At 36.3% G+C, this 24,583-nt stretch carries 28 protein-coding genes and 2 pseudogenes; 16 read left to right on the top strand and 14 right to left on the bottom strand.

Annotated features, from left to right (window positions below; translation table 11 throughout):
* Positions 1 to 13 precede the first annotated feature (13 nt).
* The gene (holA, locus tag JCM9157_RS01605) at positions 14 to 1,045 is read right to left on the bottom strand and encodes a DNA polymerase III subunit delta (protein WP_035661394.1); all 1,032 of its coding nucleotides are present in this window, start codon (positions 1,043 to 1,045) and stop codon (positions 14 to 16) included.
* Positions 1,046 to 1,448: 403 nt separating this feature from the next.
* Between holA and JCM9157_RS23760 the strand changes: the two genes are divergently transcribed.
* Positions 1,449 to 1,583: a YqzM family protein gene (locus JCM9157_RS23760; protein ID WP_035661392.1), complete on the top strand. Its 135-nt coding sequence runs from the start codon at positions 1,449 to 1,451 to the stop codon at positions 1,581 to 1,583.
* 82 nt (positions 1,584 to 1,665) lie between these two features.
* Here JCM9157_RS23760 and JCM9157_RS01595 read toward each other — a convergent pair whose 3' ends face one another.
* From JCM9157_RS01595 to JCM9157_RS01585, 3 genes are read right to left on the bottom strand one after another with little or no spacing between them, the layout of a single operon-like run.
* Positions 1,666 to 3,978, bottom strand: coding sequence for a DNA internalization-related competence protein ComEC/Rec2 (locus JCM9157_RS01595; protein WP_052012880.1), 2,313 nt, complete (start codon positions 3,976 to 3,978; stop codon positions 1,666 to 1,668).
* Entirely contained in the window at positions 3,975 to 4,544 is a 570-nt protein-coding gene (locus tag JCM9157_RS01590) for a ComE operon protein 2 (RefSeq protein ID WP_035661391.1), read from the bottom strand. Before JCM9157_RS01590 ends, JCM9157_RS01595 begins: the two co-directional genes overlap by 4 nt.
* Positions 4,545 to 4,604: 60 nt before the next feature.
* Positions 4,605 to 5,237 (bottom strand): helix-hairpin-helix domain-containing protein, encoded by a 633-nt coding sequence (locus tag JCM9157_RS01585; RefSeq protein WP_052012879.1) that lies wholly within the window; start codon positions 5,235 to 5,237, stop codon positions 4,605 to 4,607.
* A 72-nt stretch (positions 5,238 to 5,309) separates the two neighbouring features.
* On the opposite strand from JCM9157_RS01585, the gene JCM9157_RS01580 reads away from it, so the two are divergent.
* Both JCM9157_RS01580 and comER read left to right on the top strand, forming a co-directional pair.
* Entirely contained in the window at positions 5,310 to 5,564 is a 255-nt protein-coding gene (locus JCM9157_RS01580; protein ID WP_035661389.1) for a DUF2533 family protein, read from the top strand.
* Between the two features lie 83 nt (positions 5,565 to 5,647).
* Positions 5,648 to 6,481 (top strand): late competence protein ComER, encoded by an 834-nt coding sequence (gene comER / locus JCM9157_RS01575; RefSeq protein WP_035661387.1) that lies wholly within the window; start codon positions 5,648 to 5,650, stop codon positions 6,479 to 6,481.
* A 57-nt stretch (positions 6,482 to 6,538) separates the two neighbouring features.
* On the opposite strand, the gene JCM9157_RS01570 is transcribed toward comER, so the two are convergent.
* The 8 genes and pseudogenes from JCM9157_RS01570 to yqeH all read right to left on the bottom strand — a co-directional run bounded on the left by JCM9157_RS01570 (position 6,539) and on the right by yqeH (position 11,976).
* Positions 6,539 to 7,279 (bottom strand): class I SAM-dependent DNA methyltransferase, encoded by a 741-nt coding sequence (locus tag JCM9157_RS01570; RefSeq protein WP_035661386.1) that lies wholly within the window; start codon positions 7,277 to 7,279, stop codon positions 6,539 to 6,541.
* A 9-nt stretch (positions 7,280 to 7,288) separates the two neighbouring features.
* A complete protein-coding gene (locus tag JCM9157_RS01565; RefSeq protein WP_052012878.1) occupies positions 7,289 to 8,149 on the bottom strand; it encodes a CvfB family protein in 861 nt (286 codons plus the stop codon).
* Positions 8,149 to 8,502, bottom strand: a complete 354-nt coding sequence (gene rsfS / locus JCM9157_RS01560) for a ribosome silencing factor (protein ID WP_035661786.1) — start codon at positions 8,500 to 8,502, stop codon at positions 8,149 to 8,151. Before rsfS ends, JCM9157_RS01565 begins: the two co-directional genes overlap by 1 nt.
* A 6-nt stretch (positions 8,503 to 8,508) precedes the next feature.
* Positions 8,509 to 9,078 (bottom strand): bis(5'-nucleosyl)-tetraphosphatase (symmetrical) YqeK, encoded by a 570-nt coding sequence (gene yqeK / locus JCM9157_RS01555; RefSeq protein WP_035661384.1) that lies wholly within the window; start codon positions 9,076 to 9,078, stop codon positions 8,509 to 8,511.
* Entirely contained in the window at positions 9,032 to 9,646 is a 615-nt protein-coding gene (locus JCM9157_RS01550) for a nicotinate-nucleotide adenylyltransferase (protein WP_035661381.1), read from the bottom strand. The genes yqeK and JCM9157_RS01550 overlap by 47 nt, the downstream gene beginning before the upstream one ends.
* 59 nt (positions 9,647 to 9,705) lie before the next feature.
* Positions 9,706 to 9,999 (bottom strand): ribosome assembly RNA-binding protein YhbY, encoded by a 294-nt coding sequence (yhbY, locus tag JCM9157_RS01545; protein WP_035661380.1) that lies wholly within the window; start codon positions 9,997 to 9,999, stop codon positions 9,706 to 9,708.
* Complete coding sequence (aroE, locus tag JCM9157_RS01540) at positions 9,993 to 10,838, bottom strand: shikimate dehydrogenase (RefSeq protein ID WP_035661377.1); 846 nt, start codon at positions 10,836 to 10,838, stop codon at positions 9,993 to 9,995. The genes yhbY and aroE overlap by 7 nt, the downstream gene beginning before the upstream one ends.
* Before the next feature lie 30 nt (positions 10,839 to 10,868).
* Positions 10,869 to 11,976 (bottom strand): annotated as a pseudogene (yqeH, locus tag JCM9157_RS01535) (ribosome biogenesis GTPase YqeH).
* 499 nt (positions 11,977 to 12,475) lie between these two features.
* On the opposite strand from yqeH, the gene JCM9157_RS01530 reads away from it, so the two are divergent.
* Positions 12,476 to 12,616: a sporulation histidine kinase inhibitor Sda gene (locus JCM9157_RS01530; protein WP_035661375.1), complete on the top strand. Its 141-nt coding sequence runs from the start codon at positions 12,476 to 12,478 to the stop codon at positions 12,614 to 12,616.
* 175 nt (positions 12,617 to 12,791) lie between these two features.
* Here the strand turns inward: JCM9157_RS01530 and JCM9157_RS01525 are convergent, their stop codons facing one another.
* The gene (locus JCM9157_RS01525; RefSeq protein ID WP_035661373.1) at positions 12,792 to 13,022 is read right to left on the bottom strand and encodes a hypothetical protein; all 231 of its coding nucleotides are present in this window, start codon (positions 13,020 to 13,022) and stop codon (positions 12,792 to 12,794) included.
* A gap of 337 nt (positions 13,023 to 13,359) precedes the next feature.
* Here JCM9157_RS01525 and JCM9157_RS01520 point away from each other — a divergent pair, with 337 nt between their 5' ends.
* Genes JCM9157_RS01520 through mnhG form a run of 7 tightly spaced genes read left to right on the top strand, consistent with a single transcriptional unit; the run spans position 13,360 to position 19,127 of the window.
* Complete coding sequence (locus tag JCM9157_RS01520) at positions 13,360 to 15,780, top strand: Na+/H+ antiporter subunit A (RefSeq protein WP_035661370.1); 2,421 nt, start codon at positions 13,360 to 13,362, stop codon at positions 15,778 to 15,780.
* Positions 15,777 to 16,214, top strand: a complete 438-nt coding sequence (locus JCM9157_RS01515; RefSeq protein WP_439644328.1) for a Na(+)/H(+) antiporter subunit B — start codon at positions 15,777 to 15,779, stop codon at positions 16,212 to 16,214. Before JCM9157_RS01520 ends, JCM9157_RS01515 begins: the two co-directional genes overlap by 4 nt.
* Positions 16,215 to 16,553 carry a Na(+)/H(+) antiporter subunit C gene (locus tag JCM9157_RS01510; protein WP_035661368.1) on the top strand — a complete coding sequence of 113 codons (339 nt, stop codon included), beginning with the start codon at positions 16,215 to 16,217 and terminating at the stop codon, positions 16,551 to 16,553. It begins immediately after the preceding gene.
* Positions 16,546 to 18,027 (top strand): Na+/H+ antiporter subunit D, encoded by a 1,482-nt coding sequence (locus JCM9157_RS01505; protein WP_035661366.1) that lies wholly within the window; start codon positions 16,546 to 16,548, stop codon positions 18,025 to 18,027. Before JCM9157_RS01510 ends, JCM9157_RS01505 begins: the two co-directional genes overlap by 8 nt.
* A gap of 5 nt (positions 18,028 to 18,032) precedes the next feature.
* Positions 18,033 to 18,509, top strand: coding sequence for a Na+/H+ antiporter subunit E (locus JCM9157_RS01500; RefSeq protein ID WP_035661363.1), 477 nt, complete (start codon positions 18,033 to 18,035; stop codon positions 18,507 to 18,509).
* A complete protein-coding gene (locus JCM9157_RS01495) occupies positions 18,509 to 18,784 on the top strand; it encodes a Na(+)/H(+) antiporter subunit F1 (protein WP_035661361.1) in 276 nt (91 codons plus the stop codon). The genes JCM9157_RS01500 and JCM9157_RS01495 overlap by 1 nt, the downstream gene beginning before the upstream one ends.
* Positions 18,771 to 19,127, top strand: coding sequence for a monovalent cation/H(+) antiporter subunit G (gene mnhG / locus JCM9157_RS01490; protein ID WP_035661359.1), 357 nt, complete (start codon positions 18,771 to 18,773; stop codon positions 19,125 to 19,127). The genes JCM9157_RS01495 and mnhG overlap by 14 nt, the downstream gene beginning before the upstream one ends.
* A gap of 57 nt (positions 19,128 to 19,184) precedes the next feature.
* Here the strand turns inward: mnhG and JCM9157_RS01485 are convergent, their stop codons facing one another.
* The gene (locus tag JCM9157_RS01485; RefSeq protein WP_035661356.1) at positions 19,185 to 19,979 is read right to left on the bottom strand and encodes a phosphatidylserine decarboxylase; all 795 of its coding nucleotides are present in this window, start codon (positions 19,977 to 19,979) and stop codon (positions 19,185 to 19,187) included.
* A 137-nt stretch (positions 19,980 to 20,116) separates the two neighbouring features.
* Between JCM9157_RS01485 and pssA the strand changes: the two genes are divergently transcribed.
* The 5 genes and pseudogenes from pssA to JCM9157_RS01460 all read left to right on the top strand — a co-directional run bounded on the left by pssA (position 20,117) and on the right by JCM9157_RS01460 (position 24,451).
* Positions 20,117 to 20,656, top strand: a complete 540-nt coding sequence (gene pssA / locus JCM9157_RS01480) for a CDP-diacylglycerol--serine O-phosphatidyltransferase (protein WP_035661354.1) — start codon at positions 20,117 to 20,119, stop codon at positions 20,654 to 20,656.
* A 260-nt stretch (positions 20,657 to 20,916) separates the two neighbouring features.
* Positions 20,917 to 21,192 carry a non-specific DNA-binding protein Hbs gene (hbs, locus tag JCM9157_RS01475; RefSeq protein ID WP_035661351.1) on the top strand — a complete coding sequence of 92 codons (276 nt, stop codon included), beginning with the start codon at positions 20,917 to 20,919 and terminating at the stop codon, positions 21,190 to 21,192.
* Between the two features lie 103 nt (positions 21,193 to 21,295).
* Positions 21,296 to 22,098 (top strand): annotated as a pseudogene (locus JCM9157_RS01470) (DUF2935 domain-containing protein).
* Positions 22,099 to 22,248: 150 nt separating this feature from the next.
* Positions 22,249 to 23,127: an SDR family oxidoreductase gene (locus tag JCM9157_RS01465; protein ID WP_052012877.1), complete on the top strand. Its 879-nt coding sequence runs from the start codon at positions 22,249 to 22,251 to the stop codon at positions 23,125 to 23,127.
* 193 nt (positions 23,128 to 23,320) lie between these two features.
* Entirely contained in the window at positions 23,321 to 24,451 is a 1,131-nt protein-coding gene (locus JCM9157_RS01460; RefSeq protein ID WP_035661349.1) for a histidine kinase N-terminal domain-containing protein, read from the top strand.
* Positions 24,452 to 24,583 lie beyond the last annotated feature (132 nt).

Below are 24,583 nucleotides of genomic sequence, written 5' to 3'. Positions count from 1 at the left end.
TTTTTTTCTTTTTTTATCTTCTTGCATGAAGACTTGATAATTTCATCAGTAATAATTCAACAGCTAATGTTTTCTCCATTTTCCCTGATTTGATTGCATAATCAGTATCGGCCGCTGCTTCTAAAAGCAACAGCAACTGCTTTTCTTCGAACCTGTTTATTTGTTGACTGGCGAGTTTTACCACATATGGATGTAACTTTAACTGCAAAGCCATATCTTTTTGTGAATATGAACGTTTTGTCATTTCTTTAACTTGATAATAAATTCGTAATTGCCTAGCAATTAAGGCAAGTAACTTTAAAGGCTCTTCTCTTTGCTTTAACAAATCATGATAAATGATTAATGCTTTATCTAATTGCTTTTTAATCGCAAAATCAATCAAGGCAAATACGTCTTGTTCAAGAGAACGAGCTACAAGCAGTTCAACAACTTCCCTATCTACAACGCGGTCTCCATTTACATACAGGGCAAGTTTTTCAACTTCTGATGCTAACAATAATAACTGAGGACCTACACGCTCTAATAAAGAATCTTTGCCATCAACTGTGAATTCAAATCCTTTTGTTTTAGCTTGTCCATCTAACCAAAGCGACAATGTTTTTTCATCAAAAGGGGCACATTCCACTAACGCGGTTCGCTTTTTCAACTCTTTTGTAATTTTCTTTCTTTCATCTAATTTTTCATAAGGAGCAAGTAAGATCATGACTGTTTCAGGTGATGGATGTTCTATGTACAGCTGCAAGCGATTTAAATCATGCTCAAGCTTTGTGTCTTGTTTTTGAGCAGTCACAAGAGAAAAGTCTTTAATGATGACAATCTTTTTTCCACCAAAAAAAGGAAATGTCTCAGCTTCTTCAACTGCTATATCTAATAGTGTGTCCTGCAGACTATAAGAGATGACATTAGGGTCGTCTTGAGAAAGAGAAGTCTCTCTAATAATGTCGATTAGTAAGTCTTCCATAAGAAAGGTTTGAGTTCCGTACATAAAGTAAACGGGTCTTATATCTCCTCGTTTCACTTCTTTTTTAAATGATAAATATGACATTGAATTCATTCCTCATTTACATGCATATTTCAAAAAGCACGGGAAATACTATGCTTTAATTGTGTGTTTCCACACCTTTAAGAATAGACAAAAAGCCCAGAAATAACAAGGGAAATGAGAAAGGGACCTAGCACGAAACTGCCAGATCCCCATTTATGATAAACGCCATAAAATAAGACCCCGGGTAATTATCTTATTTATGACGATAACCATGACCGCCTTCACTATTTATAATATCCTATGCAATGTTAAACTATAGGTGACAACTCTTTACAGACGAACCAACCAAGCTAAAATATAACAATTTTTTGAACAAAAGATGTTTTAGAAACAAGCTAACAGAAACAACCTAGTAATTTTCCGTTGCATCCCGTATACTATATCTGATAAGGAGGAATGTCTGATGCATTTTGAAAAAGAAGTACAATGTAAACGAAATGATGCGATTGATTCTGCGGTCGGGTTTATCATTCCTTTTGGTTTCTTTGCGACACTATTCATCATCGCTTCAATTGTAGATGTGTTTAGCGGTATGTAGGCGATTGACCTGACAAAATTAAAAAGAGGCTAGGACATTATTAAGAGTGATTAACTTGTCCAAGCCTCTTTTTATTATTTAATTATTTAAGAACTTTCCTCACAGTTACTGTTTTTTCTTTCAACCTAAATTCAACCGCTCCTTGTTGGTCCGTTCGAAAAATGGGAATATCCTTCTCCTCTAAACGTGTAATCACTTCAGGGTGAGGATGCCCAAAGCGATTTCTCCGACCGGCAGAAATCAGAACCCATTTTGGATTCACACGGTCTAAAAAAGCTTCAGTCGTGGACGTTCTACTTCCATGATGACCAACTTTCAGAAAATCAACTTGTAAATTGGGATAATCTTGAAGTAATCGTTGTTCTCCTTCTTCTTCTAAATCACCTGAAAATAAAAATGAAATCCCTTCGATTTCAGCCAAAAGAACAATTGAACGATTATTTAAACTGTTCTCGTTCCCTTTTGGGGATAGTATTACAAAATTTGCTCCTGCCTCTCTCCAGCTTTTGCCTTCTCCAATTAATTGAATATCTACACCATTGCGCTGAAACTCAGTTAACAATTGCAATTCAATGTCTCCTTCAACGACTCCTTGTCCATAATAAACTTTATTAACCGCTACTTTTTTTAACAAAGCAAACGATCCACCTATATGATCCAAGTGGCCATGGGTTAAAATGAGGCGATCAATCTTCCTAATTCCTTTCTCTTTTAACGTTGGGACTAACACATCCTGGCCAACCTCAAATGGTTTTCGACTCTGCCTCCACTCTTCGTTTATAAATGACATTGTCCCTCCAGTATCAATAAGATAGACTGCTTTTCGGTATGGTAGTTCTATAAGAAAACTATCTCCTTGTCCCACATCAATCATCGTCACTTTTGCTGTCGGATCCAAGTATGGATGCATAATTTGATAAGCAAAGAGAAGACCTATTAACACACCAGGCCACTTCCACCAACGTCTCCCCCCTCTTTCCCAACAGACAAAAGCGAAGACAATGATGTTATAAAACAATAGAACAAGAAACAAAGAAGGTTTTCCGACATTAAATGTACTGAATTTTAAATTGGCCATTTTAAGCAATACGGTATTGATAAACGGATATATAAATTCGAGGAATAAAAGTGGGATGTTTACAGTTAACGGCAAAATAAAAGAACAGAAAAAGGACAAAAGCGTTAACGGCAGTACTATAGTCGTAATAAACGGAATAAAGACCATATTTAAAGGAAGGCTGATCCAAGAGATTTCAAACATGTGAAACAGGATAATCGGAAAAGACAAAAGTTGAGAAAGAAATGTTACGGCCCATAGTTGACCAAGTATAGTGTACTTTCTAATGATATGGGAGGAAATAATTAACCCGAAGGAAACGAGGAATGACAACTGAAAACCCAATTGAAACAATGCAAAAGGCTGGTAAATTAAATAGCCAAGGTATACAATCACAATTCCGTTCAAAGGTGATACCTTCATTTTCATTCTCATACATAGTAAAACAACCATCGACATAATTGACGCTCTAATCACAGAAGGGGCACCACCCGCAATGACAACGTAAATAGGAAGGATACATAACAATACTTCAATCGTCCGTTCTCGGGTGATTCCAACTCTAATGAACAAGTAAAATAATAATGAAACGATCATTCCTACGTGCAAACCAGAAACAGCCAATAGATGAATGATTCCTAACCGTTGATAGGCTTTAAGTAAATCCTCTTCCATTAAAGTACGATCCCCAAACAATAAAGCATTCATTAATCCTTGATAATCTGGATCAACATCCTTTTCAATTCTCTGCATTTGTTTATGCCTCCACTTTTGCAGCCCGTAATACAGAGAATCACTTTTACTAATGCAGTTGATCTTTCCCCGTTCAGGTCTCATAATCCAATTAATTCCATTAAATTTTAAATGATTTTGATAATGAAATTGACCAAAATTAGTTGGAGGCATCGGTTCAGAAAGGCTACCTTCTATCTTACACACCTCACCCGGAGTTAGCTGTTTCATGTTAATCTGTTCACTTTGGTCATGCAAAAACGCATGAATTTGAATTATCTCGCTCCTATCTGTTTTTAATCTAAATGATAAAGAATCACCATCTATGATAGGAACAGTATGAATCTGACCATAAAGGGTTTGATTCCCAGCTTTATAAGACGTTGTGATTTGATTAGTAAATTGAACTCCAACTAAATAATAAAACAGAAAAGAGATTAAAATAAAAAGTAGCTTCTCTTTAAAAAGGGAAGGATTACTGAAACAAACTAAAAGAAAAATAACGAGGATTAATAGGTAAAGAGGACTCGATCCACTAATCGCAAGTAGAAGACCGAGTGTTGCTGAGAAGGGAATAAGCGGTAGAAGATATCCAAGCTTATTCATTTTCCAATCATGAATAAGCGACTGACTTGTTCTTGATATGTTAAAAGCTCTTCTTTACTGACACCAGCTTTTTTTAATTTTTCAAGAAGTGAAATCGTTAATTCCTTCTTTTCATTATAAGCAGGATCGAGACTTACTTCTTCTAGCTGTACTTGAACAACATTTATACCTGCCTCTTGAAACATCTCATTTGCATATGGATGGTTCTTATAATCCTTTGCATAGTAAACCGTCTTAATTCCTGCTTGAATGATTGCTTTGGAACAGTGAACACAAGGAAAATGTGTCACGTATATTTCTGATCCTTCTGTCGCAACACCAAACTTCGCACACTGTAATAAAGCATTCACTTCAGCATGTATGGTACGAATGCAATGATTATCAACTACGTAACAACCATCATCTATACAATGAGCCCCTCCCGTAACTGAGCCGTTATACCCTCCAGCGATAATACGATTTTCCCTTACGATAGTGGCCCCTACCATTAAACGTGTACAAGTACTTCTTAACGCTAATAAATGACTTTGCGACATAAAATATTGATCCCATGAAATGCGTTCCATTTTCTTCCTCCTGTACTGATATAGTTATTAATGCAAGTTTAGTGAAAAGCTTATCCCTAGTCAATGAACAAATCTTCCAATAATCATCAAATTAAAGATTAGAAATTCGCCTAGTTTCTCAATGGACTTTGGCCCAATTCCAGACACTTTTAACAAATCATTAACTTCTTTAAAGGGTCCGTTTTCTTCTCTATAAGCGATAATTGCTGAAGCTTTCGCTGGTCCTATTCCAGGTAATTGCTCAAGCTCTTTTGAATCAGCATGATTAATAGCAATCTTCCCTTCTTGATTTTGACTTGATGTTGGAATCCCAATTTGAATGTCCATTCCCTCCTCTCCAAGAGTAGGCACATAAACCACCATCTCATCTTGCAATAAAAGTGCCAAATTCAACTTCTTCTCGTCAGCATCTTGCAACAAACCTCCAGCCCTACTAATTGCGTGATGAATTCGATTTCCCACTCTTAACTCATAAACTCCCGGTTCGGCAACCGCCCCTTTAACATCAATAACAACCTTCTTTTCTTCCTCTCGAATTTCTTCTGTTTCCTTATCTTCATCGGCTGAATTAAATTGCTCGAATAAATCCTCAACTGCCTCTTCTTCTCCATTATCAAGTTGAAAGAACACTAAAACACCGACAATTAGAATCACAATAACGACTAATAAGATTTGATTTTGCATAATTTTCATTCTTAGTTCACCCTTTTCCAAACTTAAGTTATAATATTAGTTAATACTTAGATAAAAGGAGACGAATGTTACATGTCTGTACATTTACAAATTGCCGAACAAGTTCGTAAACACCGAGAGGCTCAAAAGCAATTTCTTCTTCTCGATTCCGCTAGAGAACGTGCTATTGAACACACACTTGAAATAGCGAAAGCTGGCCAAGATTTCCAACCAACGGAAATAAATCAAATTACGGAAGAAATGAATAAGATTGCTATGAAGTTTCAGTTTCCTCCACGTAAGCTTGTTACCAAGGAAATGATAATTAATTATCTTAACCTAAGATAATAGGTCATAACATAAGTTCCTCCTTCATACGTTTAGTCATAACGGGTAATCGCGTTTTGATCATGTTAAAGGAGGGGGATTACTTGAAAATAGGAATTATAGGAACAGGAAGCATGGGTACGATTCTGCTCGAATCATTTATTGAGTCTGGTGCCATTTCTCCAAATCAATTAGTGATTACAAACCGTAATAGAGCGAAAGCGGAGGCATTAAAAAAACGTTTCCCAACCGTTATTATTGGAAGAAACGCAGAAGAAGTAGCTCAAGAGGCAAGTGTCATTTTTATCTGCACGAAACCTTTACAATTTCCTACAGTGTTACAATCAATCGCGCCGGTGCTCCATCCAAGTAAGTTGTTAATTTCGATTACAAGTCCTATATCGGTCGAGCAACTAGAAGAAGTTGTTAACTGTAAAGTTGCAAGAGCGATTCCGAGTATATTAAACAGAGCACTAACTGGTTCTTCCTTGTTAAGCTTTGGTAGCCGTTGCCAAGAGGAAGATAAACAATACTTAACATCTCTTATGGCGACCATTTCAGAACCACTTGAAATCGCTGAAGACATTACTCGTGTTTCATCAGATATTGTTAGTTGTGGTCCGGCCTTTTTTAGTTATATGATGCAACAATTTATTGACGGGGCTGTAAGACAGACAAACATTTCTAAAGAAGATGCAACAACTCTTGCAACAAATATGATGATTGGAATGGGAAAATTACTCGAAAAAGGACACTATACTTTACCGACGTTACAACAACGCGTTTGTGTTCCAGGTGGAATAACAGGAGAAGGAATTAAGGTCCTTGAAGCAGAAACTGGAGCGATGTTTGATCATTTGTTTCAACAAACTCATGCAAAATACTATGAGGATCAAGAGCTTATTACCGAGGCATTTTCTAATAAATCTGTTAAATAAAGAGGAAGAGCTATGCTCTCCCTCTTTTTATTCGTGATATTTTTACAAATTCCTCTTTTATTTCTTTTTAACTGAGAAAAAAATTCTTTCACTTTCATTTGTCGGTTCTAACAAAGTAAAATCTCCGAAAGTTCCAGTTATCTCAAATCCAGCTTCATCTAACCAATTAAGATAAACCTCAACTGGAAATGTTCGTTGTTTATGTAGTTCAAAATTTCGTTCAAATAAACCATTTTGTTCGTTCTCAATAAAAAAAGTGACTTCATGTTCAACACTGTTTGGGTATTCACCAGGGAAGGACGTCCAAATATAAGCCATGTTGCCAACGTCTTCAGCAAAAGTTTGATTTATAAAGCCTGTGATTTTGGAAACAGAATGAACGTCAAACAACAGTAACCCGCCTTGCTTCAACAAATTATAAATGCTTTTAAAAGTATCGCCTACATCTTTCTCAGTCTCCAAATAATTTAAAGAATCACAAAAGATGGTGATAACATCAAATTCACCAATAGTCTCTAGCTCCGTCATTGATTGTTGAAACAGAGGAGGTGAGAATCCTGCATGCTCGCATTTTTCTTTGGCAATTGCGAGCATGTCTTCAGATATATCAACCCCTGTTACCCTCGCCCCTTTTTTGTTAAGCCTCAAGAGTAAATCACCTGTTCCACAACCAACATCCAGGATAGACAATCCACTTAAATCTTGTTTAACTTGTTGCGCGATGAAGTCAACCCATTTTTCATATGGCGCATCAGCCATTAATGAATCATATAAGTTAGCAAAAGCTTGATAATTCATATAAGCTCCTTATTTATCTTGTTTTAAGTGAGTCCAGCCATCTCGCTGTTCAATCTTTTTTTCTTTCATAAGCTTACCTAGCGCTCTTTTAAATTTAGCTTTACTAATTGAGAACCTAAGTTCAATGTCTTCTGGAGGTGTTTTGTCCCAATAAGGCATTGACCCCCCGCGCTCTTGTAAAAATGCATAAATTCGATCAGCATCTTCATCTTGTTGTTCTGATCTTTTTGGCATCATCGTTACATTAATACGTCCATCTTCTCTGACAAATTGAACACGAGTTTGAATGTGCTGACCATATCTAGGTGTTTCTACCATCTCATCATTGTGTAGAAAGGCAATATAACCTTCATCAGTTAACAGCAAGGCACCTTCATCTAAAAAGTGATAAACATAACCACTTACTTCTTGATTCATCACTTCTGCTGTTGCTTTAATCGATTGTTTCTCAATTGGCTCGCCTTTAACCAGCTTCCCCATTAAACGGCCGCGCTTATCCCATGTGAGCGATAGAGGAAGCTTGTCACCAGGTTGTGGCCACATCCCTCTGTCATATGGTAATTCATCCATTGATAAAAAGAGATCACGTGATATCCCATTGTGAAAGAAAACACCATGACCCGTTTTTACTTCTACAGCCTCTAACCAAGCAATCTCTCCTAATTGTAAGAAAGGTTTTTCCATAGTAGCCGCTAATCTGCCTTGGTGGTCATGATAAAGAAATACTTCCACTTCATCCCCAACTTCAATTGGTTCGGTAGCTTCCCTTTCATGTAGCAACACATCTGTATTTCCATCACTTATAAAAAAACCAAAATCGGCTTTTCTTACCACTTTTAATTTTTCAGTATATCCTGGTTTTAGATCCATTACCCTAAAACCCCTTCTAATTCTACAACAGGCGCATCTCCCCATAATTTTTCTAAATTATAATACGTTCGTTCGTCCTTATGAAAAACATGAACAACGACATCACCTAAATCAATTAAAATCCAACGAGCTTGATCAAAGCCTTCTAATCGTTTAATTTCTATCCCTTTTTCTTGAACCACTTTTTTCAATTCATAGGCAATAGCTTGCACTTGTTTATCTGAATTACCGTGGCATATAACAAAGTAATCTGCAATAAGGGAAACACCTTTCATATTTAACGCTACTATATTTTCTGCTCTTTTATCATCAATTGCTTTTACCGCTAGTTCAAAAATGGATTCTTCATTCACCAAACATCACTTCTCCTTTTTATCGTTAATTAATTGGTTGTAAGTTGCTATTGTTTCCGGGAAAACTAATTGGTTTTGTTTCATTAAGAAGTTCATTGTGTTCTTCAAAGCTTCTATTATCGCTTTATCTAGATCATGTTCTGCGATTTCTCTGACTGTCTCAATTCCTTTGAAATGTCGACCAGGCTCTATATAATCTGCTAAAAAAACCACTTTTTCCAAAACAGTCATATGAGGCTTGCCTGTTGTGTGGTAACGAATAGCATCTAGAATTTCTTGATCTTTTATTCCAACCTCATTTTCAACGTAATAAGCCCCACAAGGTGCATGCAGTAATTCATCACCATAGTCCAAGATTGACTTATCATTTAGTTTCTCCCGGACAAGCCGTTTCATTTCTTCCTTATCACGGAATTTCGCATAATCGTGAAAAACAGAAGCAATTATTGCTTTGTCTTTATCAGCATCAAACCTCTCTGCTAATTCTTCTGCAGCTTTAATAACCCCTAATGTATGTTGATAGCGATGATCAGTAAGGTGAGGTCTTACCTTTTCCAATGCTTGTTCTAGGTTCATACAATGACCTCTCTTTCACCATTAATTCCACTTCTGTCGGAACCATATACGTAATCGGCTTTCCTTCTTCCACTCGTTTTCGAATTAAAGAAGATGAAAAATCAACTTGAATCATTTTTATTAACTTGACTTGGTCAGAATATAGCGAGTCTTTTATAGTAGTTCCAGGACGCTCTACCCCTATAAAAGTCACAAGTTTCATTAATTCTTCAATTCTGTACCATTTTGGTAGATAATCAATCATGTCCCCACCAATTAGAAAATAAAATTGGTAGTCTGTGTATATTTGCTTTAACTGCTTGACTGTGTCAATCGTATATGACGGACCCTTCCGTTCCAATTCAATTGTTGAAACATGGAAATGTTCGTTATTCTTCAAAGCCTCCACTAACATGTCAACTCGATCTTCATTGGAAGCAAGGTCATCACTTTTCTTATGAGGAGGGACATTAACTGGAATAAACCATATTTCATCCAGTTCGAAGGTTACTAGGACTTCTTGAGCAAATAGTAAATGTCCAAAATGCGGAGGATTAAAAGTACCACCAAACAAACCTATCTTTTTCATCACGTTACCCCCTCCCTCCTCACGATAATCATTTACTATAGAACGTCAGAGTTTTTCCCTTATGATGGAAGAACAATTGCTTTATTTTCTTTTGATTCTTTATATAACACAATCGTATGACCTATTACTTGTACAAGTTCAGCTTTTGTATGTGTCACTAATGCAGCTGCAACCTCATCCTTATCTTCATCACAATTTTGTAAAATGCTTACTTTGATTAACTCTCTAGCCTCAAGTGCCTCTTCTACTTGTTTGCTCATGTTCTCATTAACTCCGCCTTTACCTACTTGGAAAATTGGATTTAAGTGGTGTGCTTTAGATCTTAAAAATCTTTTCTGTTTCCCTGTTAACATGTTGTTCCTCCTAATTGTTGTAAAACGATTTTTTCCATCCTCAATGGGTCAGGATTCTCACCTGTCCAGTGTTCAAATGCGAGTACTGCTTGATTAACAAACATTCCAATCCCATTTACGGTTTTAGCCCCTTGTTGCTTAGCATCTTTAAGAAGTTTTGTTTCAATTGGATTATAAATCAAATCACTAACAATCGTCCCCCGTTTCATATTCTTGAGTGAAATAGGAGACTCTTCGATATTGGGGCTCATCCCGATTGAAGTTGTATTGATAATAACATCAAATTCGTTTAAGGTTAATTCTGCTTTGTGTTTCTCAATGGCACAAGCATCAGTCTCATATACTTGTGCAAGCTTCAATAATGGTTGTGCTTTTTCTAGCGTTCTGTTTGTAATGGTTAATTGACCAATTCCTTGTCTTAGCAAAGCTGTCACAATACCGCGAGCGGCTCCACCAGCTCCGATAATCAGAAATTTTTTCGAACCGATTTCTTCTCCTGTCTCCTCTAATAAAGACTTCACATAACCTCGACCATCCGTATTATAGCCTATAAGCTTTCCTTCTTTGTTAACAATCGTATTAACAGCTCCGATTTGAGTAGCCTCGTCATCAATTTCATCAAGAAATTCCATTACAGCTATTTTATGTGGAACTGTCACATTACAGCCTGAGAGGTTTAAGGCTCTAATTCCATCTATTGCTTCTTTTACATGATTCGGCTGGACATCAAAAGCATGATACCTTGCTTCAATATTTAATACTTGAAAAGCATCATTATGAATAAGAGGCGACATCGAGTGCCCAACTGGATGTCCTAGTAACCCAAAGACTTTCTCCATTTTTTTCCTCTCCCCTACTTAGAAATCTCTTTATATGATAGATTCTCGAATGGTTACATTTACTCCTTTAGGGGCGTAGCTCAACTTTAACATTTTGACCATTGACCGTAACCCAACCTAGTCCAGAGAAGACAATATCTGATTTTTTATCTTTTATTTGAAACGTATGTTTAACCAATGGTGGTAGAGTTTCTTTCGTTTCTTCTCCAGGTGGTGTTAATAACTCTCCAAGGTGCTGCTCATAAAGCTCTTCTGCTTTCTCACGTTTCGTACGATGAATGTGAATGTCATTCGAGCAATAACATGTAAAAGAGGTTCTTTCTCCTTGAGTAAAATCAAACCTGCCTAGCCCACCAAAGAATAATGTTTGGCCTTCGTTCAATTGAAAAACCATTGGTTTAATTTCTTTCTTCGGAGTAATGATTTTTAATTCGTTTTTATCTATATGGTGAGCCATCTGATGATGATTAATTATTCCTGGTGTATCATATAAGGCTTTCCCATCATCTAAAGGAATGTCAATCATATCAAGTGTTGTTCCTGGAAAATGTGAAGTGGTAATTAACTGTTCCGTATCCCCACCAAATGTTTTGATCATTTGGTTAATGAACGTTGATTTCCCTACGTTTGTACAACCAACAACAAAAACATCCTTCCCTTTTCGCAAGCGATCAATTTCTGTGGCAATCTCTACGACACCTTGTCCTTTTTCTGCACTCATTAACATAACGTCAATTGGCTTTAGCCCGAGATCTTTGGCTGATTTCTTCATCCAATTCTTAAGGCGATTTTGATTTAAAGACTTAGGTAATAAGTCAACTTTATTTCCCACAAGTAGTACCTCATTTTTCCCAACAAAACGATGAATCCCCGGCAACCAACTACCCGTAAAGTCAAATATATCAACCACTTTTACAATTAAAGCATCTTTTTGCCCTAAACCATTTAAGATTCTCAAGAAGTCATCATCTGTTAAAGAGACATCTTGGACCTCATTATAATGCTTTAACCTAAAGCAACGTTGACAAGTGACCACATCTCTTGTTAATGAAGACGGTGGTGCATAACCTAGTTGATCTTTCTCCTCCGTTTGAATGGCCACGCCACACCCGACACAAATTGTTTTACTTTCTTCCATATTAATCCTCCCTAAAACTCACATTTCTTACTTATTAATATTTCATAGAAAATTTTTCTTATGATTTATTTACAGACAATTAATTTCATCTAATACTTACCAAACTTTAACTATACCTTTATTGCTGTTATTTTTCAAATTTAGAGGAAAGCATGTTGTCGTCTTTTGATTTTTATTGTCAAAACCCCCATATTTTTCATCAACAAAAAAAAATTTTCGACAAAAACAAGCATCTCTCAACACCTGTGGATAACGTTATACACGTTATCCTCTAATAACTAAAGGGGTTTGGCCTTTTAATGAACAGGGAATTAACAACTTATCCACCTAACAATGTGGATAACTAGAACAGTTGTTCTATTTTTAATACCATGATAGGATGAGATTAACAAAAACAACTTACTAATTTATTCACATAAAAGGAAAATTATTACTACTAAATTTTGAATAAACACAGAAACTGAGGAGGTGAACCTGTCTTCTTTTAGGACAGGACTATATGCAAAATCTATCTGACGAACTACTAATTGACACATACTACAAAGCTATGGAACTTAAACTTAACCCTGATTTCATCGAACTAATTAGACTAGAAATTGCTAAACGCTCCCTCACTGACAAAATAAAACTATCATCCTAGTAAAAACTTGACCTCCGCGAGAGATTGAAAGAGAATCTACTCTTCCCAGCCCCGAACAACAATTAAGGGTGGCTCTTACGCGGAGGTCTTTCGTTTTTCTTCCACCCCAACTTTAAAACGATTCTAAATTTAGAAAAGAGCTATCGCGAATACGATAGCTCTTTTTTTGGTTCCATTATTCAGCTCGGTTTGGAACTCTGTTTCCAATCCTGATGTATTCTCTTGGTTGAAATGGACCGGTTGTTGGGACAATATGATTGTCTAACTGTTGGACATTAACGGAGTTTGGGCCATCTAATCCTTTTTCATGAATCGTACGTTTATTAAACTCATTTGCATACCATCCCCCAGAAAAAAGCACTAGAAAAATACTTATAGCCGCTAACCCCTTTTGCTTATTATTCATGGTTGTCACTCCTAAATTTTAGCAACGATCCTTTATAGAACAGGCTTATTACTTATAGAGTGTCGAACTTCAGAGAAAATATACATCGATATACCAAATTTTTACTCGGATAAAAATAAAAAAAATTTTTTTGCCGTTTTTATCGTATTTCTACATATTTAAAAGATCTGAGAAAAACACTGAAACCTAAAGGGCTCTTGGGTGCACGTGTTTCAGAATTAGGTTATAATTTTATTTAGTCTCAATTAATAGTAGTTATTGTAGAGGAAAAGAGGGTAAAAAGAGTAACATTGGCACAATTTATTATGGATAAGAAAAAAAGAAGGAGGTATTTGATTTGACGGTTTTACATTGGGCTACAATCTCCCCATTTTTGTTAGCCATTTTGATTCCTTTTCTGTATAAGTATGCAAGACCGATACATACGGGGTGGTTCGTCCTTGTACTCCCGCTCGTGTTGTTTGTTTATTTTATTCAATACTTACCTGTAACATCAGACGGAGGTGTTATTGAATACACTGTCCCTTGGGTTCCTTCTCTTGGGATCAATTTTACTGTCTATTTAGACGGACTTAGCTTGTTATTCGCTTTACTCATCTCGGGTATTGGAACTCTAGTTGTTCTATACTCCATTTACTATTTATCAAAGAAGACTGAGCAACTAAATAACTTTTATGTGTATCTCCTCATGTTTATGGGGGCCATGTTTGGGGTCGTTCTATCCGACAATCTAATTGTTCTTTATGTGTTCTGGGAATTAACAAGTTTAGCTTCATCCTTGTTAATTAGTTACTGGTTCCACAGAGAAAAATCAACGTATGGTGCACAGAAATCCATGTTGATTACGGTATTTGGTGGTTTATCCATGCTTGGTGGTTTTTCATTGCTTTATGTGATGACCAATACATTTAGTATCAGAGAAATCATTGCAAATGTTGATTTAGTCACGACAAGTACTCTCTTTTTACCAGCTATGCTCTTAATTTTACTTGGGGCTTTTACAAAATCAGCTCAATTCCCATTTCATATCTGGCTACCAGATGCAATGGAAGCACCAACCCCTGTTAGTGCCTATTTACACTCAGCAACGATGGTTAAAGCAGGTATTTACTTAGTTGCGAGATTAACTCCTGTTTTTGGAGGCTCTGCAGAGTGGTTTTGGATCTTAACAATTGGTGGAATCGTCACTTTATGTTGGGGATCCATATCTGCGGTCAGACAAAAAGATCTTAAATCCATCTTGGCATTCTCAACGATTAGTCAACTGGGTTTAATTATGTGTTTACTTGGTTTAGGTTCAGCATCTCTTTATTACGGATTTGAAACCGAGCAAGCCTTATTGTTTACGACTGCTACACTTGCAGCAGTGTTTCACTTAATTAATCACGCAACCTTTAAAGGTAGTTTGTTTATGACCGCTGGTATCATTGACCATGAGACGGGTACAAGAGATATCCGTAAACTCGGTGGATTAATGACAATAATGCCGATTACCTTTACGATTTCCTTGATTGGCTTAGCTTCAATGGCTGGATTACCGCCTTTCAATGGTTTCTTGAGTAAAGAAATGTTCTTTACTGGATTAATAAATGCTTCCGAATTACCTATTTTTAATATGCCAACTTGGGGTATTGTTCTGATCGTCCTTGCGTGGATTGCGAGTGTGTTCACGTTTGTATACTGTATGGTGATGTTCTTTAAAACCTTTACAGGCAAATTTAAACCAGAAAACTATGATGTTCACGTGCACGAAGCTCCGATTGGAATGTTAATCAGTCCTATCATTTTAGGATCACTCGTTGTGATCTTCGGGCTGTTTCCAAATTTATTAGCTTACACATTAATTGAACCCGCTATGAATGCTATTTTGCCGAATTTATTAGCGGAAAATCAAGTGTTCAAAGTTGATATTTATCATTGGCATGGATTTAATACGGAGTTATTTATGACCCTTGGAGTAGTTTTAGTAGGTACTTTCATCTACTTAATGATGAAAAAGTGGTCAAAGACGGCTATCTATTTAAAAGAACGCGATCCACTAAATTGGTTCTACGACAATGCACTTTCAGGGTTAATTAGCGGGTCTCAATTCGTTACTCGAATTCAAATGACCGGATTATTGCGCGATTACTTTGTTTACATGTGTGTATTTATGATTTTATTACTTGGTTACACAATGATACGCTACCAAGCTTTTTCGATTGATTTCGTAAATGTAACAGCTATTGATCCGTTTATGTGGGTTCTAACCATTGTATTCATAGCGTCAATACTGGTTATTCCATTCATAAACCACCGTATGACAGCTATCATTGTCGTAGGTGTAATCGGTTTTCTACTAGCGTTATTCTTTGTAGTCTTCCGTGCTCCTGATTTAGCTCTTACTCAATTATTAGTTGAAACAGTCACTGTAGTGTTATTCATGCTTGCGTTCTATCATTTACCTGAACTAAGAAAAGAATCGTTTAAGCCACGCTTCAACATAGTGAATTTAATCATCTCGATTGGTGTTGGTGGTCTTGTTACAGCTATTGCCTTTAGCGCAGCTTCTTTGGGGAACGAAGCTGGTTTTGAATCTATTGCTGAATACTTTATTCAAAATTCAAAAGAACTTGCAGGTGGCTACAACATGGTTAACGTAATCTTAGTTGATTTCCGTGGTCTAGATACTCTACTTGAAGTTCTAGTTCTTGGAATAGCCGCACTTGGGGTAGTTGCTTTAATTAAATTACGGATGACAGGGAGTGAAGACGTGTGAAGAAACAAATCAAATCAAATGAACTAATGCTTCATACGTTAACAAGAGTTGTTACTTTTATCATTCTAGCCTTCTCCGTTTACTTGTTCTTCGCCGGACACAATAACCCCGGCGGAGGATTTATTGGAGGGCTAATGACTGCTAGTGCTCTCCTACTCATGTATTTAGGCTTTGATATGAAGAGCATGAAGAAGGCTTTACCTTTTAACTATACACATATGATTGCAATCGGCTTATTAATTGCGATTGCAACGGGTGTATCAAGTATGTTATTTGGTTATCCATTTCTAACTCAATTCTTTGAATATTATCAACTTCCTATTTTAGGAGAAACTGAGTTAACAACGGCGTTGCCTTTTGACCTTGGAGTTTACCTTGTTGTTGTGGCAATAGCCTTAACCATTATTTTAACGATTGCGGAGGATGATGCATAAATGGAAATATTAATGTCCATCACTGTTGGTGTCCTCTTCATGGTTGGAACCTATATGATTTTAACGAAAAGCTTGTTACGTGTAATCATAGGACTAATCCTATTATCACACGGCGCTCATTTGTTACTTTTGACAATGGCAGGCTTACAGAGAGGAACACCACCGCTGTTAAGTCTAGGTTCGGAAGCTTATGCGGATCCACTACCGCAAGCTCTAATTCTTACAGCGATTGTAATTAGTTTCGGGGTCACATCTTTCCTACTTGTTCTTGCTTATAGAACGTATAAAGAACATAAGACTGATGATCTAGACCAATTAAGGGGATCTGCTGATGAGTAACTTAATTATCTTACCGGTTTTAATTCCGTTTATTATAGGAACGATTTTAATTTTATTTAATAAACAACATACGATTCAAAGAGTGATTAGTGGAATTACTGCTTTCGTGTTACTGGGCCTTGCTTTTTACATTGCCGTTTTTGTTTATCAAAACGGCATAACGGTTCTGGAATTAGGTAACTGGCCTGCTCCATTTGGAATTGTCCTAGTTGCTGATATGTTTGCAACAATGATGGTTATTCTTAGTAGTATCGTCGGTGTTGTCTGTTTATTTTTCGCTTTTCAAACGATCTCGTCTGAACGTGAAAAATTCTTCTTCTATCCGTTTTACTTCTTCTTATTAGCTGGGGTAAACGGTGCATTTTTAACGGGAGATTTATTTAACCTATTTGTCTTTTTTGAAGTGATGTTAATTTCCTCCTATATCTTAATTGTTATGGGTGGAACCAAATACCAACTTAGAGAATCTCTAAAATACGTCATTATTAACGTGTTTGCCTCAATCTTATTTATTGTCGGTGTCGCGTACATTTATGCGGTAACGGGAACGTTGAATATGGCTCAAATTGCTGAGCGTGTTGGTGAGCTTGAACAAGTTGGGGTATTAAACGTGATTGCCATTATATTCTTTATCGTATTTGCGATGAAGGGTGGGTTATTTCCACTTTATTTCTGGCTACCTCGCTCTTACTACGGGCCACCTGCAGCAATTGCTGCCTTATTCGGAGGTCTTCTCACAAAAGTAGGGATTTATGCGATCATCCGGTCATTCACGTTAATTTTCACACATGACCCTGGGTTCACCCACTACTTAATCGTTACAATTGCTGGGTTTACAATGATTTTTGGGGTACTTGGAGCGGTTTCACAGTTCGACTTTAAACGTATTCTTTCTTATCATATTATTAGTCAGGTTGGATATATGGTGATGGGACTAGGTATTTACTCTCAACTAGCTGTTGCTGGGGCAATTTATTACATTGCTCATCATATTATCGTAAAATCTGCATTGTTCCTATTTGCTGGGGCAACCCAAAAAATAACAGGAACAACAGATCTAAAGAAAATGGGTGGATTGTTAAAGACTCATCCTTATCTTGCCTGGATGTTTTTCATTTCTGCCATATCACTTGCAGGTATTCCTCCTTTGAGTGGATTTTTCAGTAAGTTTCCTATTATTCTTGCTGGTTTTGAAGAAGGAAATTATGTGATAGCAGCAGTTGCACTAGCTGTAGGCCTTTTAACATTGTTCTCCATGATGAAGATTTTCATCTATGCCTTCTGGGGTGAACAAAAACATACGGAACAGCAAGCTAACTATAAGGTAGGCAAATTACTATTACCTATTGTCCCACTTGTTGCACTGACCATTATTCTGGGCTTCGCTGCTGAACCAATTTTCGTTTATTCTTTACAAGTGGCAGAACAAATCCTAGATCCATCGATCTATATCAAATCTGTTCTTAAGGAGTAGTTGCTATGGCCTATCAAATCCTATTAAATGTGTTCATTGCTCTTATTTGGGCTTTTCTCCAAAATAGCTATACAGGTGTAGATTTTCTAGTTGGCTATGTCATTGGTATTTTCATCTTGTTAGTGTTAAGGCGCTTTTTGCAATTCGATTTCTATTTTCGTCGTGTATGGGCGATGATTAAATTAACGTTGCTATTTTTCAAAGAGCTTATTTTGGCTAACATTGATGTCATTAAAATCGTGTTAAGTCCAAAGTTAAATATTAAGCCAGGAATTATCGCTGTTCCGACCAAACTTGAAACAGAATGGGAATTAACTTTACTTGCTTCTTTAATTTCATTAACTCCAGGTACATTGTCAATGGACTTTTCTGATGATAATAAATTCATCTATATCCATTCCATCCACGTACCTGATAAAGAAGAAATGATTCGTCAAATCCATAACACGTTTGAAAAGGCGATTCTGGAGGTGACGAAGTAATGTTTCACACTATTTTAACGATTGTTTTAGTCGTCATGTCGATTTCATTATTAGTTTGCTTTATCAGAACGGTCATTGGACCAACTATGCCAGACCGAATTGTAGCACTAGACTCTTTAGGCATTAACCTAATCGGATTCATTGGCATCTTAATGATCGTTCAAGAAACGATCGCTTATTCTGAAGTCGTACTAGTTATTAGTATACTTGCCTTCATCGGTACAATCGCTTTATCTAAATTTATTGAAAGGGGTGTTGTATTTGACCGCGATTGAGATCATTTTGAGTATCTTTATCATTCTTGGTGGTTTTCTAAGTCTTCTCGGTTCAATTGGGTTAATTCGTTTTCCTGATGTGTATGGACGCACACATGCTGCAACGAAAAGTGCAACGCTTGGTGTTATTTCAATTATGGTAGCGACTTTCCTTTTCTTTCTATTAGTTGAAGGTATCTTTGTCGGCAAAATATTACTAGCTATCCTATTTGTATTCTTAACAGCACCAGTTGCAGCTCTAATGGTTGCTAGGGCTGCTTATCGAACTGGAGTACCTTTATGGGAAAAAAGTGGTCAAGATGATTTAAAAGAGATGTACAAAAAGAAAATGAACGAATCATAAATGATAAAAGGATCCACCTCAGAATGAGTGGATCCTTTTTATACTCAGTTTCCGTATTTAGTTAATTTCTTTACTAGGGCTCATTTTTGCAATAGCTTGTCCTAACTTAATCTCACTATTTTCACTGACATTAATATCAGTTATTAATCCACTTGAACATAATAAGACAACAGTTGAACCAAATGAAAAGTAACCAACCTCGTCCCCTTTTGATAACGTTTTACTTGTATGGGTCGTCTCAATCGTGTTGACATTCATTGCACCTACTTTTATAAGTGCCATTTGTTTAGTGCCCACATTCATTTCGGTTATTAAACGGTAATTCCTTGATAAAGGTCTCCTTCCGTACCGTAAGCCTAAATCATTTACAGGATAGGAACGTCCACCTAGAATCCATTGTTTCTTAATAGTTCCATCAACTGGACTGTGGATTCTATGATAATGACTAGGGCTTAAGTATAAGATAAAGTATCGTCCATTTATATAAGGAGTTGCAGCGTCTTTAGATCCGAGCATCTCAACAATATCATATGTTTGACCTTTAACATGAAAGCGTGTCTCTTCTTGTAATTCTCCAAACTGTGCCATCACACCATCAACTGGACTTACAAGTGTATTTGGCTCTTCGCCAATGGGGCGAGCTCCCTCTTTTAATTGTCTGATGAACAAATCGTGTAAATGATTATATTGATCCAATGGTCGAGCCATTTCTTCCTCATTCAGGTTAAACGTTCTAGAGAAAGGTTTAACAAATGGCTTGCTTAAACGTGACCTTGCAAAGGATCGGAGCAAATTTGACGTTAACCGATGATTGGTTAATTCTATACACGATCTAAAAAGTACTTTTTTCAAAATAATTTCCCTCCATTTTTTTAAATAAGCGTGAATGGCTGTGGTACCTAGTCGTTTCTAGAGAGCTGTGATATGATTATTATTTAAGAAAATAATGAGATTTTTGACTTACAAATCTATGTAAGGAGTTGATGCCTATGTTCCTGCTACATCATTTGGATCATACCGTTAAAAAGGTAAAAGGGCAAATTGCTAATGCTCTGACAATCGTGAATTTAAGCTTTGGTGCTGTTGCTATTATGTTTATTATACAGAATGAATTGCGTCTAGGTCTTTTATTTATTACCATTGCTGCTTTAACTGATCGTTTAGATGGTGCTGCCGCAAGACGATTTAACAGTACTTCTGAATTCGGTAAACAGTTAGACTCTTTAAGTGATATCATTTCCTTTGGTGTTGCGCCAGCATTTCTATTATATCAAGCTGTGTTGTTTTCGTTTGGGTTACCTGGAATGTTTCTTACTATTTTCTTCATAGCTTGTGGGGCTATTCGTTTAGCACGATTTAATGTTACGGAGAGTACAGGTTATTTTGTAGGCCTCCCGATAACCGCTGCAGGTTGTATTTTAACATTTCATCTTCTACTTATCCCATTTATAGCGGCTCCCTATTTTCTTATTGCTACGCTCTTTCTTGGAATTTGTATGATAAGCTCATTCAAAGTAAAAAAGATCTAACCCTTTATTTTTGCCAAAAAATAAATGAATTTATCGAAAAATGACGTTAAATTGTCAAAAAAACAGAAAAAAATGGGTATATATGTTTTATTTTCCGTGGAAAGTCTTGACACCATTAGGGTTTCATTATTAAATAAAGTTGCGGCTTTATTTTTCAGCTTGTTTAGAAGACAAGCTATATGAAAAAGAAGATTAAACACTTCGTCAGAATCAGAAGATGTAGTGTTTTCAAAACATGGTATGAAAGGGAGTTTTTTTTCATGAACAAAACAGATTTAATTAATGCAGTATCAGAGCAAGCAGATCTTTCAAAGAAGGATGCTTCTAAAGCAGTAGACGCTGTATTCGAAAGTATTACTTCAGCACTTGTTGAGGGTGGAAAAGTTCAACTTGTAGGCTTCGGTAGTTTCGAAGTACGTGAGCGTTCTGCACGTAAAGGTCGCAATCCTCAAACTGGACAAGAAATCGAGATTCCAGCTACAAAAAATCCAGCTTTCAAGCCAGGTAAACAACTTAAGGATGCTGTAAACGAATAGTATGCAAAAGTGAAGGGACAAACCTCCCTTCACTTTTTTGTATATCATAATAAGTTCCCCCTCCTCATAATGTAGATAGACTAATTAAAATGAGGTGGAAAAATTGAACTCTTTTTCTGATCAGGCCATTTATGAACATCAATTTTGGTTACAAGTATTAGGTGATCATGCAAGGTTTATAAGAGACACTCTTTCTCCTACAGAGCAAGAATTTATAAAAAAAGCTGTTTATTTTATTGAAACGTTTGATAGTCTCCTTAACGAAAGTCGTTCTAACCTATCTATTGAAGCTTTGCAAAACTTGACTGAACAAGCAAATGAACAGGCTCAGCAAATTCGCGCCTTTAAGTTAGAAATTATCCGTGAACACTTAGTTGGTGATATCACTATTGATTTATCCCCTACGTTTTTAAACCATATGGTCAATGAAGTTGAAGAGTATCTGCGAATACTGCCCTACTTACTTCAGCAACAAGTTCCACCAGTAGCTCATCCCCTTCACCATCATCTCGTTTGGCTGCTAGATGCTGCAGGACATGCAGGAGGCATCACAGATAACCTCGATTTAGTTGAGAAACAACTCCAAGAAAAAAGCGAAGCCTTTACAGAAAGATTTGAACAATTTTACATTAAAGCTGTTGAGATGGCTGGTTACCTTCGTTCAAATGTCCAAATGTTTCCTGCATTAGAACGTTTTAATGAAAACGTAAAACTGGAAATAGCCTTATTTAAAACATTCCTAGACGAACTTGAAGAAATGGAAATGAGCAACAGGTTACTTGGAACATTAGATCAGTTAATGGCAGACCACATGGCTAGGAGGAATGTTACTATCTAATCAAGTTAGCACAGTCCTCACATCTAGACATGCCTGACTGTGATCCTACGAAGCCCAGATCAACGTAATATTAAATTAAGGCTAGTTAGGGTCGTGTTGATCTAACTAGCCTTTAAATCATCATTTAGATTGGTTTGATAACGTTCATATCTCAATTTGATGATTATTTCTTTCGTAAGTTGAAAATCCTAATTATATAAACAGTTAGGAGTGAAAGAATGGAATTCAATAAAATTAGTTCAATTCAATCTAATGGACAACCAGCACAAACGCAAAATCATCAACCTGGACTAGAAAGTCAGATGGATCCATCACCTATTTATGATGACCCTGCTTACAAAGGCAGCAGCAAATTAGAAGGAAAAGTCGCACTGATAACAGGCGGAGACAGCGGAATAGGACGAGCTGTAGCTATTGCCTTTGCAAAAGAAGGAGCAAAGCTTGCTATCGTCTATCTTGAGGAACATGAAGATGCTAATCAAACAAAAACAGAAATTGAGAAATATGGTGGTCAGTGCCTCCTTATTTCTGGTGATATTGGCGAAGAATCCTTCTGTCAGGATGCTATAAAACAAACAATAGCGACTTTTGGTAAATTGGATTGCTTGATAAATAATGCTGCTGAACAATATTATCAAGAAAACATTGAAGATATTAGTGTTGAGCAAATGGAGCGAACCTTTAAAACAAATATTTTTTCATGTTTTCATTTTATTAAAGCCGCTATGCCCCATTTAAAAAAGGGAAGCACCATCATAAATACCGCTTCTATTGTTGCTTACAAAGGAAATCCTGTTCTAATGGATTATGCATCGACTAAAGGCGCCATGGTTGCCTTAACAAGATCTCTTTCTCAGAGTGTCGTCTCAAAAGGCATACGAGTTAATGCCGTTGCTCCTGGCCCAATTTGGACCCCTCTAATACCAGCATCGTTCCCAGCTGATCAAGTGGCGTCTTTTGGAACAACGAGTCCTATGGGAAGACCAGGGCAACCTGTAGAACTTGCTCCAAGCTACGTTTATTTAGCCTCTGATGATTCAAGTTACGTTACAGGTCAGGTCCTTCATATAAATGGAGGATCAGTAGTAAATGGCTAGCAATTGCCATAAAACAACATAAAATAAACGATTAGTCTGCTGTGATTATTTATATTTCACAAAAGCAGGCTATTTTTTATATTTCTAATTCTGAAAGTTCTTTTTTATAATCCTGTCAAAAATAAAGGAATAAGAGATAATCTTGTCTAATTATAAGTAACAATACTTCTGTTTAAGAAAGTAGTGATTATTAATGAAAACCATAGAAACTCATTCTCACTTCAGAGACTTATATGATTATTTAGAACTCAACAAGATGAACTTTCTAGAAGAATGGCAAGGTAAGATAAAACTAGATCCTCATGATCGCTTCAAAGAAAAAGTAACCGAAAATGGCCAATTAATGTATGAACTCATAAGTCATAAAATACTAAATAAGACCATTGAAAATCAATTAGAAGAATTAGCCTTCATTGTTGCTCATGAAAGAGTCGCAGCCAATATCAACATTGGAGATTTCGTTTATAACGTGAATATTGGTAGAAGCATACTAGTTAAGTATATATTAAATTCAGGAGTAACTCCCTTAATTATGAATGAGACGATTTGTTCAGTTAATGAGCTTTTCGATCATTTTTGCTACAATGCCGTAACTAAATATACCGAGATAAAAAATGATGAATTACAAGAGAAAAAGCTTTTTATTAATCAATCTCATAAAGATAAATTAGCAATACTCGGGCAGATGTCATCAAGCTTTGTACATGAATTTAGAAATCCATTGACTTCTATAATTGGATTTAATAAATTGTTACGAAATGAATATCCTAACCTTAAATACTTGGACATTATTGAAATGGAATTAGATCAACTTAAATTTAGAATTACACAATTTCTTCATACGTCAAAAATGGATATTGTGGGTGAAAGCAAACGAATGGTTAATATTAAATTATTAATTGAAGACATTCTCCAATTTTTATATCCGAGTTTTGCAGATGTAGATATCAAGATTACGCTAATGCTTGACGATAATTTACAAGTAGAAGCCAATAAAGATGAATTAAAACAAGTGTTTGTTAATGTGTTAATGAATTCAGTTGATGCACTCAGACAAAAAGAAAAGCCAAGAGAGATCAAAGTCTCTGCTGAAAATAGCTTTGAAGAAGAAATTAAAGTAACGATTGCTAATAATGGTCCAGCGATTCCTTTGTCGGTCAGGGAAACGATATTTGAACCATTTTTCACTACAAAAGACCTCGGAACTGGGATTGGATTATACGTTTGCAGAAATATTATTGAAAAACATAACGGTTCTTTGGATTGCCTTTCTAACGACCAAGAAACAACCTTTCTTATTAATCTACCAATGAAAACGTTATAAGCCATTAAAAGAGACGTCTAAGCGAGTTAGATGCCTCTTTCTTTTTTCCTTCGAAAGTCAGAGTTTACAAATTTATCAGGTTTACTTCCACTTCCTCCTCCTTCATAATTCTCTAGCCTTATCAAGATGAAT

The organism is Halalkalibacter akibai JCM 9157, from assembly GCF_000513135.1.
In the GTDB taxonomy this organism is placed as follows: Bacteria; Bacillota; Bacilli; order Bacillales; family Bacillaceae_D; genus Halalkalibacter; species Halalkalibacter akibai.
Note: the sequence above shows the minus strand (reverse complement) of the source record. Positions and strands in the feature narration are given on the sequence as shown.

Bases quoted from the DNA above. Each gene is read 5' to 3' on its own strand.
- holA (WP_035661394.1), bottom strand. From the start codon at position 1,045: ATGTCATATTTATCATTTAAAAAAGAAGTGAAACGAGGAGATATAAGA.
- JCM9157_RS23760 (WP_035661392.1), top strand. From the start codon at position 1,449: ATGCATTTTGAAAAAGAAGTACAATGTAAACGAAATGATGCGATTGAT.
- JCM9157_RS01595 (WP_052012880.1), bottom strand. From the start codon at position 3,978: ATGAATAAGCTTGGATATCTTCTACCGCTTATTCCCTTCTCAGCAACA.
- JCM9157_RS01590 (WP_035661391.1), bottom strand. From the start codon at position 4,544: ATGGAACGCATTTCATGGGATCAATATTTTATGTCGCAAAGTCATTTA.
- JCM9157_RS01585 (WP_052012879.1), bottom strand. From the start codon at position 5,237: ATGAAAATTATGCAAAATCAAATCTTATTAGTCGTTATTGTGATTCTA.
- JCM9157_RS01580 (WP_035661389.1), top strand. From the start codon at position 5,310: ATGTCTGTACATTTACAAATTGCCGAACAAGTTCGTAAACACCGAGAG.
- JCM9157_RS01570 (WP_035661386.1), bottom strand. From the start codon at position 7,279: ATGAATTATCAAGCTTTTGCTAACTTATATGATTCATTAATGGCTGAT.
- JCM9157_RS01565 (WP_052012878.1), bottom strand. From the start codon at position 8,149: ATGGATCTAAAACCAGGATATACTGAAAAATTAAAAGTGGTAAGAAAA.
- yqeK (WP_035661384.1), bottom strand. From the start codon at position 9,078: ATGAACCTAGAACAAGCATTGGAAAAGGTAAGACCTCACCTTACTGAT.
- JCM9157_RS01550 (WP_035661381.1), bottom strand. From the start codon at position 9,646: ATGAAAAAGATAGGTTTGTTTGGTGGTACTTTTAATCCTCCGCATTTT.
- yhbY (WP_035661380.1), bottom strand. From the start codon at position 9,999: ATGTTAACAGGGAAACAGAAAAGATTTTTAAGATCTAAAGCACACCAC.
- aroE (WP_035661377.1), bottom strand. From the start codon at position 10,838: ATGGAGAAAGTCTTTGGGTTACTAGGACATCCAGTTGGGCACTCGATG.
- JCM9157_RS01530 (WP_035661375.1), top strand. From the start codon at position 12,476: ATGCAAAATCTATCTGACGAACTACTAATTGACACATACTACAAAGCT.
- JCM9157_RS01525 (WP_035661373.1), bottom strand. From the start codon at position 13,022: ATGAATAATAAGCAAAAGGGGTTAGCGGCTATAAGTATTTTTCTAGTG.
- JCM9157_RS01510 (WP_035661368.1), top strand. From the start codon at position 16,215: ATGGAAATATTAATGTCCATCACTGTTGGTGTCCTCTTCATGGTTGGA.
- JCM9157_RS01505 (WP_035661366.1), top strand. From the start codon at position 16,546: ATGAGTAACTTAATTATCTTACCGGTTTTAATTCCGTTTATTATAGGA.
- JCM9157_RS01500 (WP_035661363.1), top strand. From the start codon at position 18,033: ATGGCCTATCAAATCCTATTAAATGTGTTCATTGCTCTTATTTGGGCT.
- JCM9157_RS01495 (WP_035661361.1), top strand. From the start codon at position 18,509: ATGTTTCACACTATTTTAACGATTGTTTTAGTCGTCATGTCGATTTCA.
- pssA (WP_035661354.1), top strand. From the start codon at position 20,117: ATGTTCCTGCTACATCATTTGGATCATACCGTTAAAAAGGTAAAAGGG.
- hbs (WP_035661351.1), top strand. From the start codon at position 20,917: ATGAACAAAACAGATTTAATTAATGCAGTATCAGAGCAAGCAGATCTT.
- JCM9157_RS01465 (WP_052012877.1), top strand. From the start codon at position 22,249: ATGGAATTCAATAAAATTAGTTCAATTCAATCTAATGGACAACCAGCA.
- JCM9157_RS01460 (WP_035661349.1), top strand. From the start codon at position 23,321: ATGAAAACCATAGAAACTCATTCTCACTTCAGAGACTTATATGATTAT.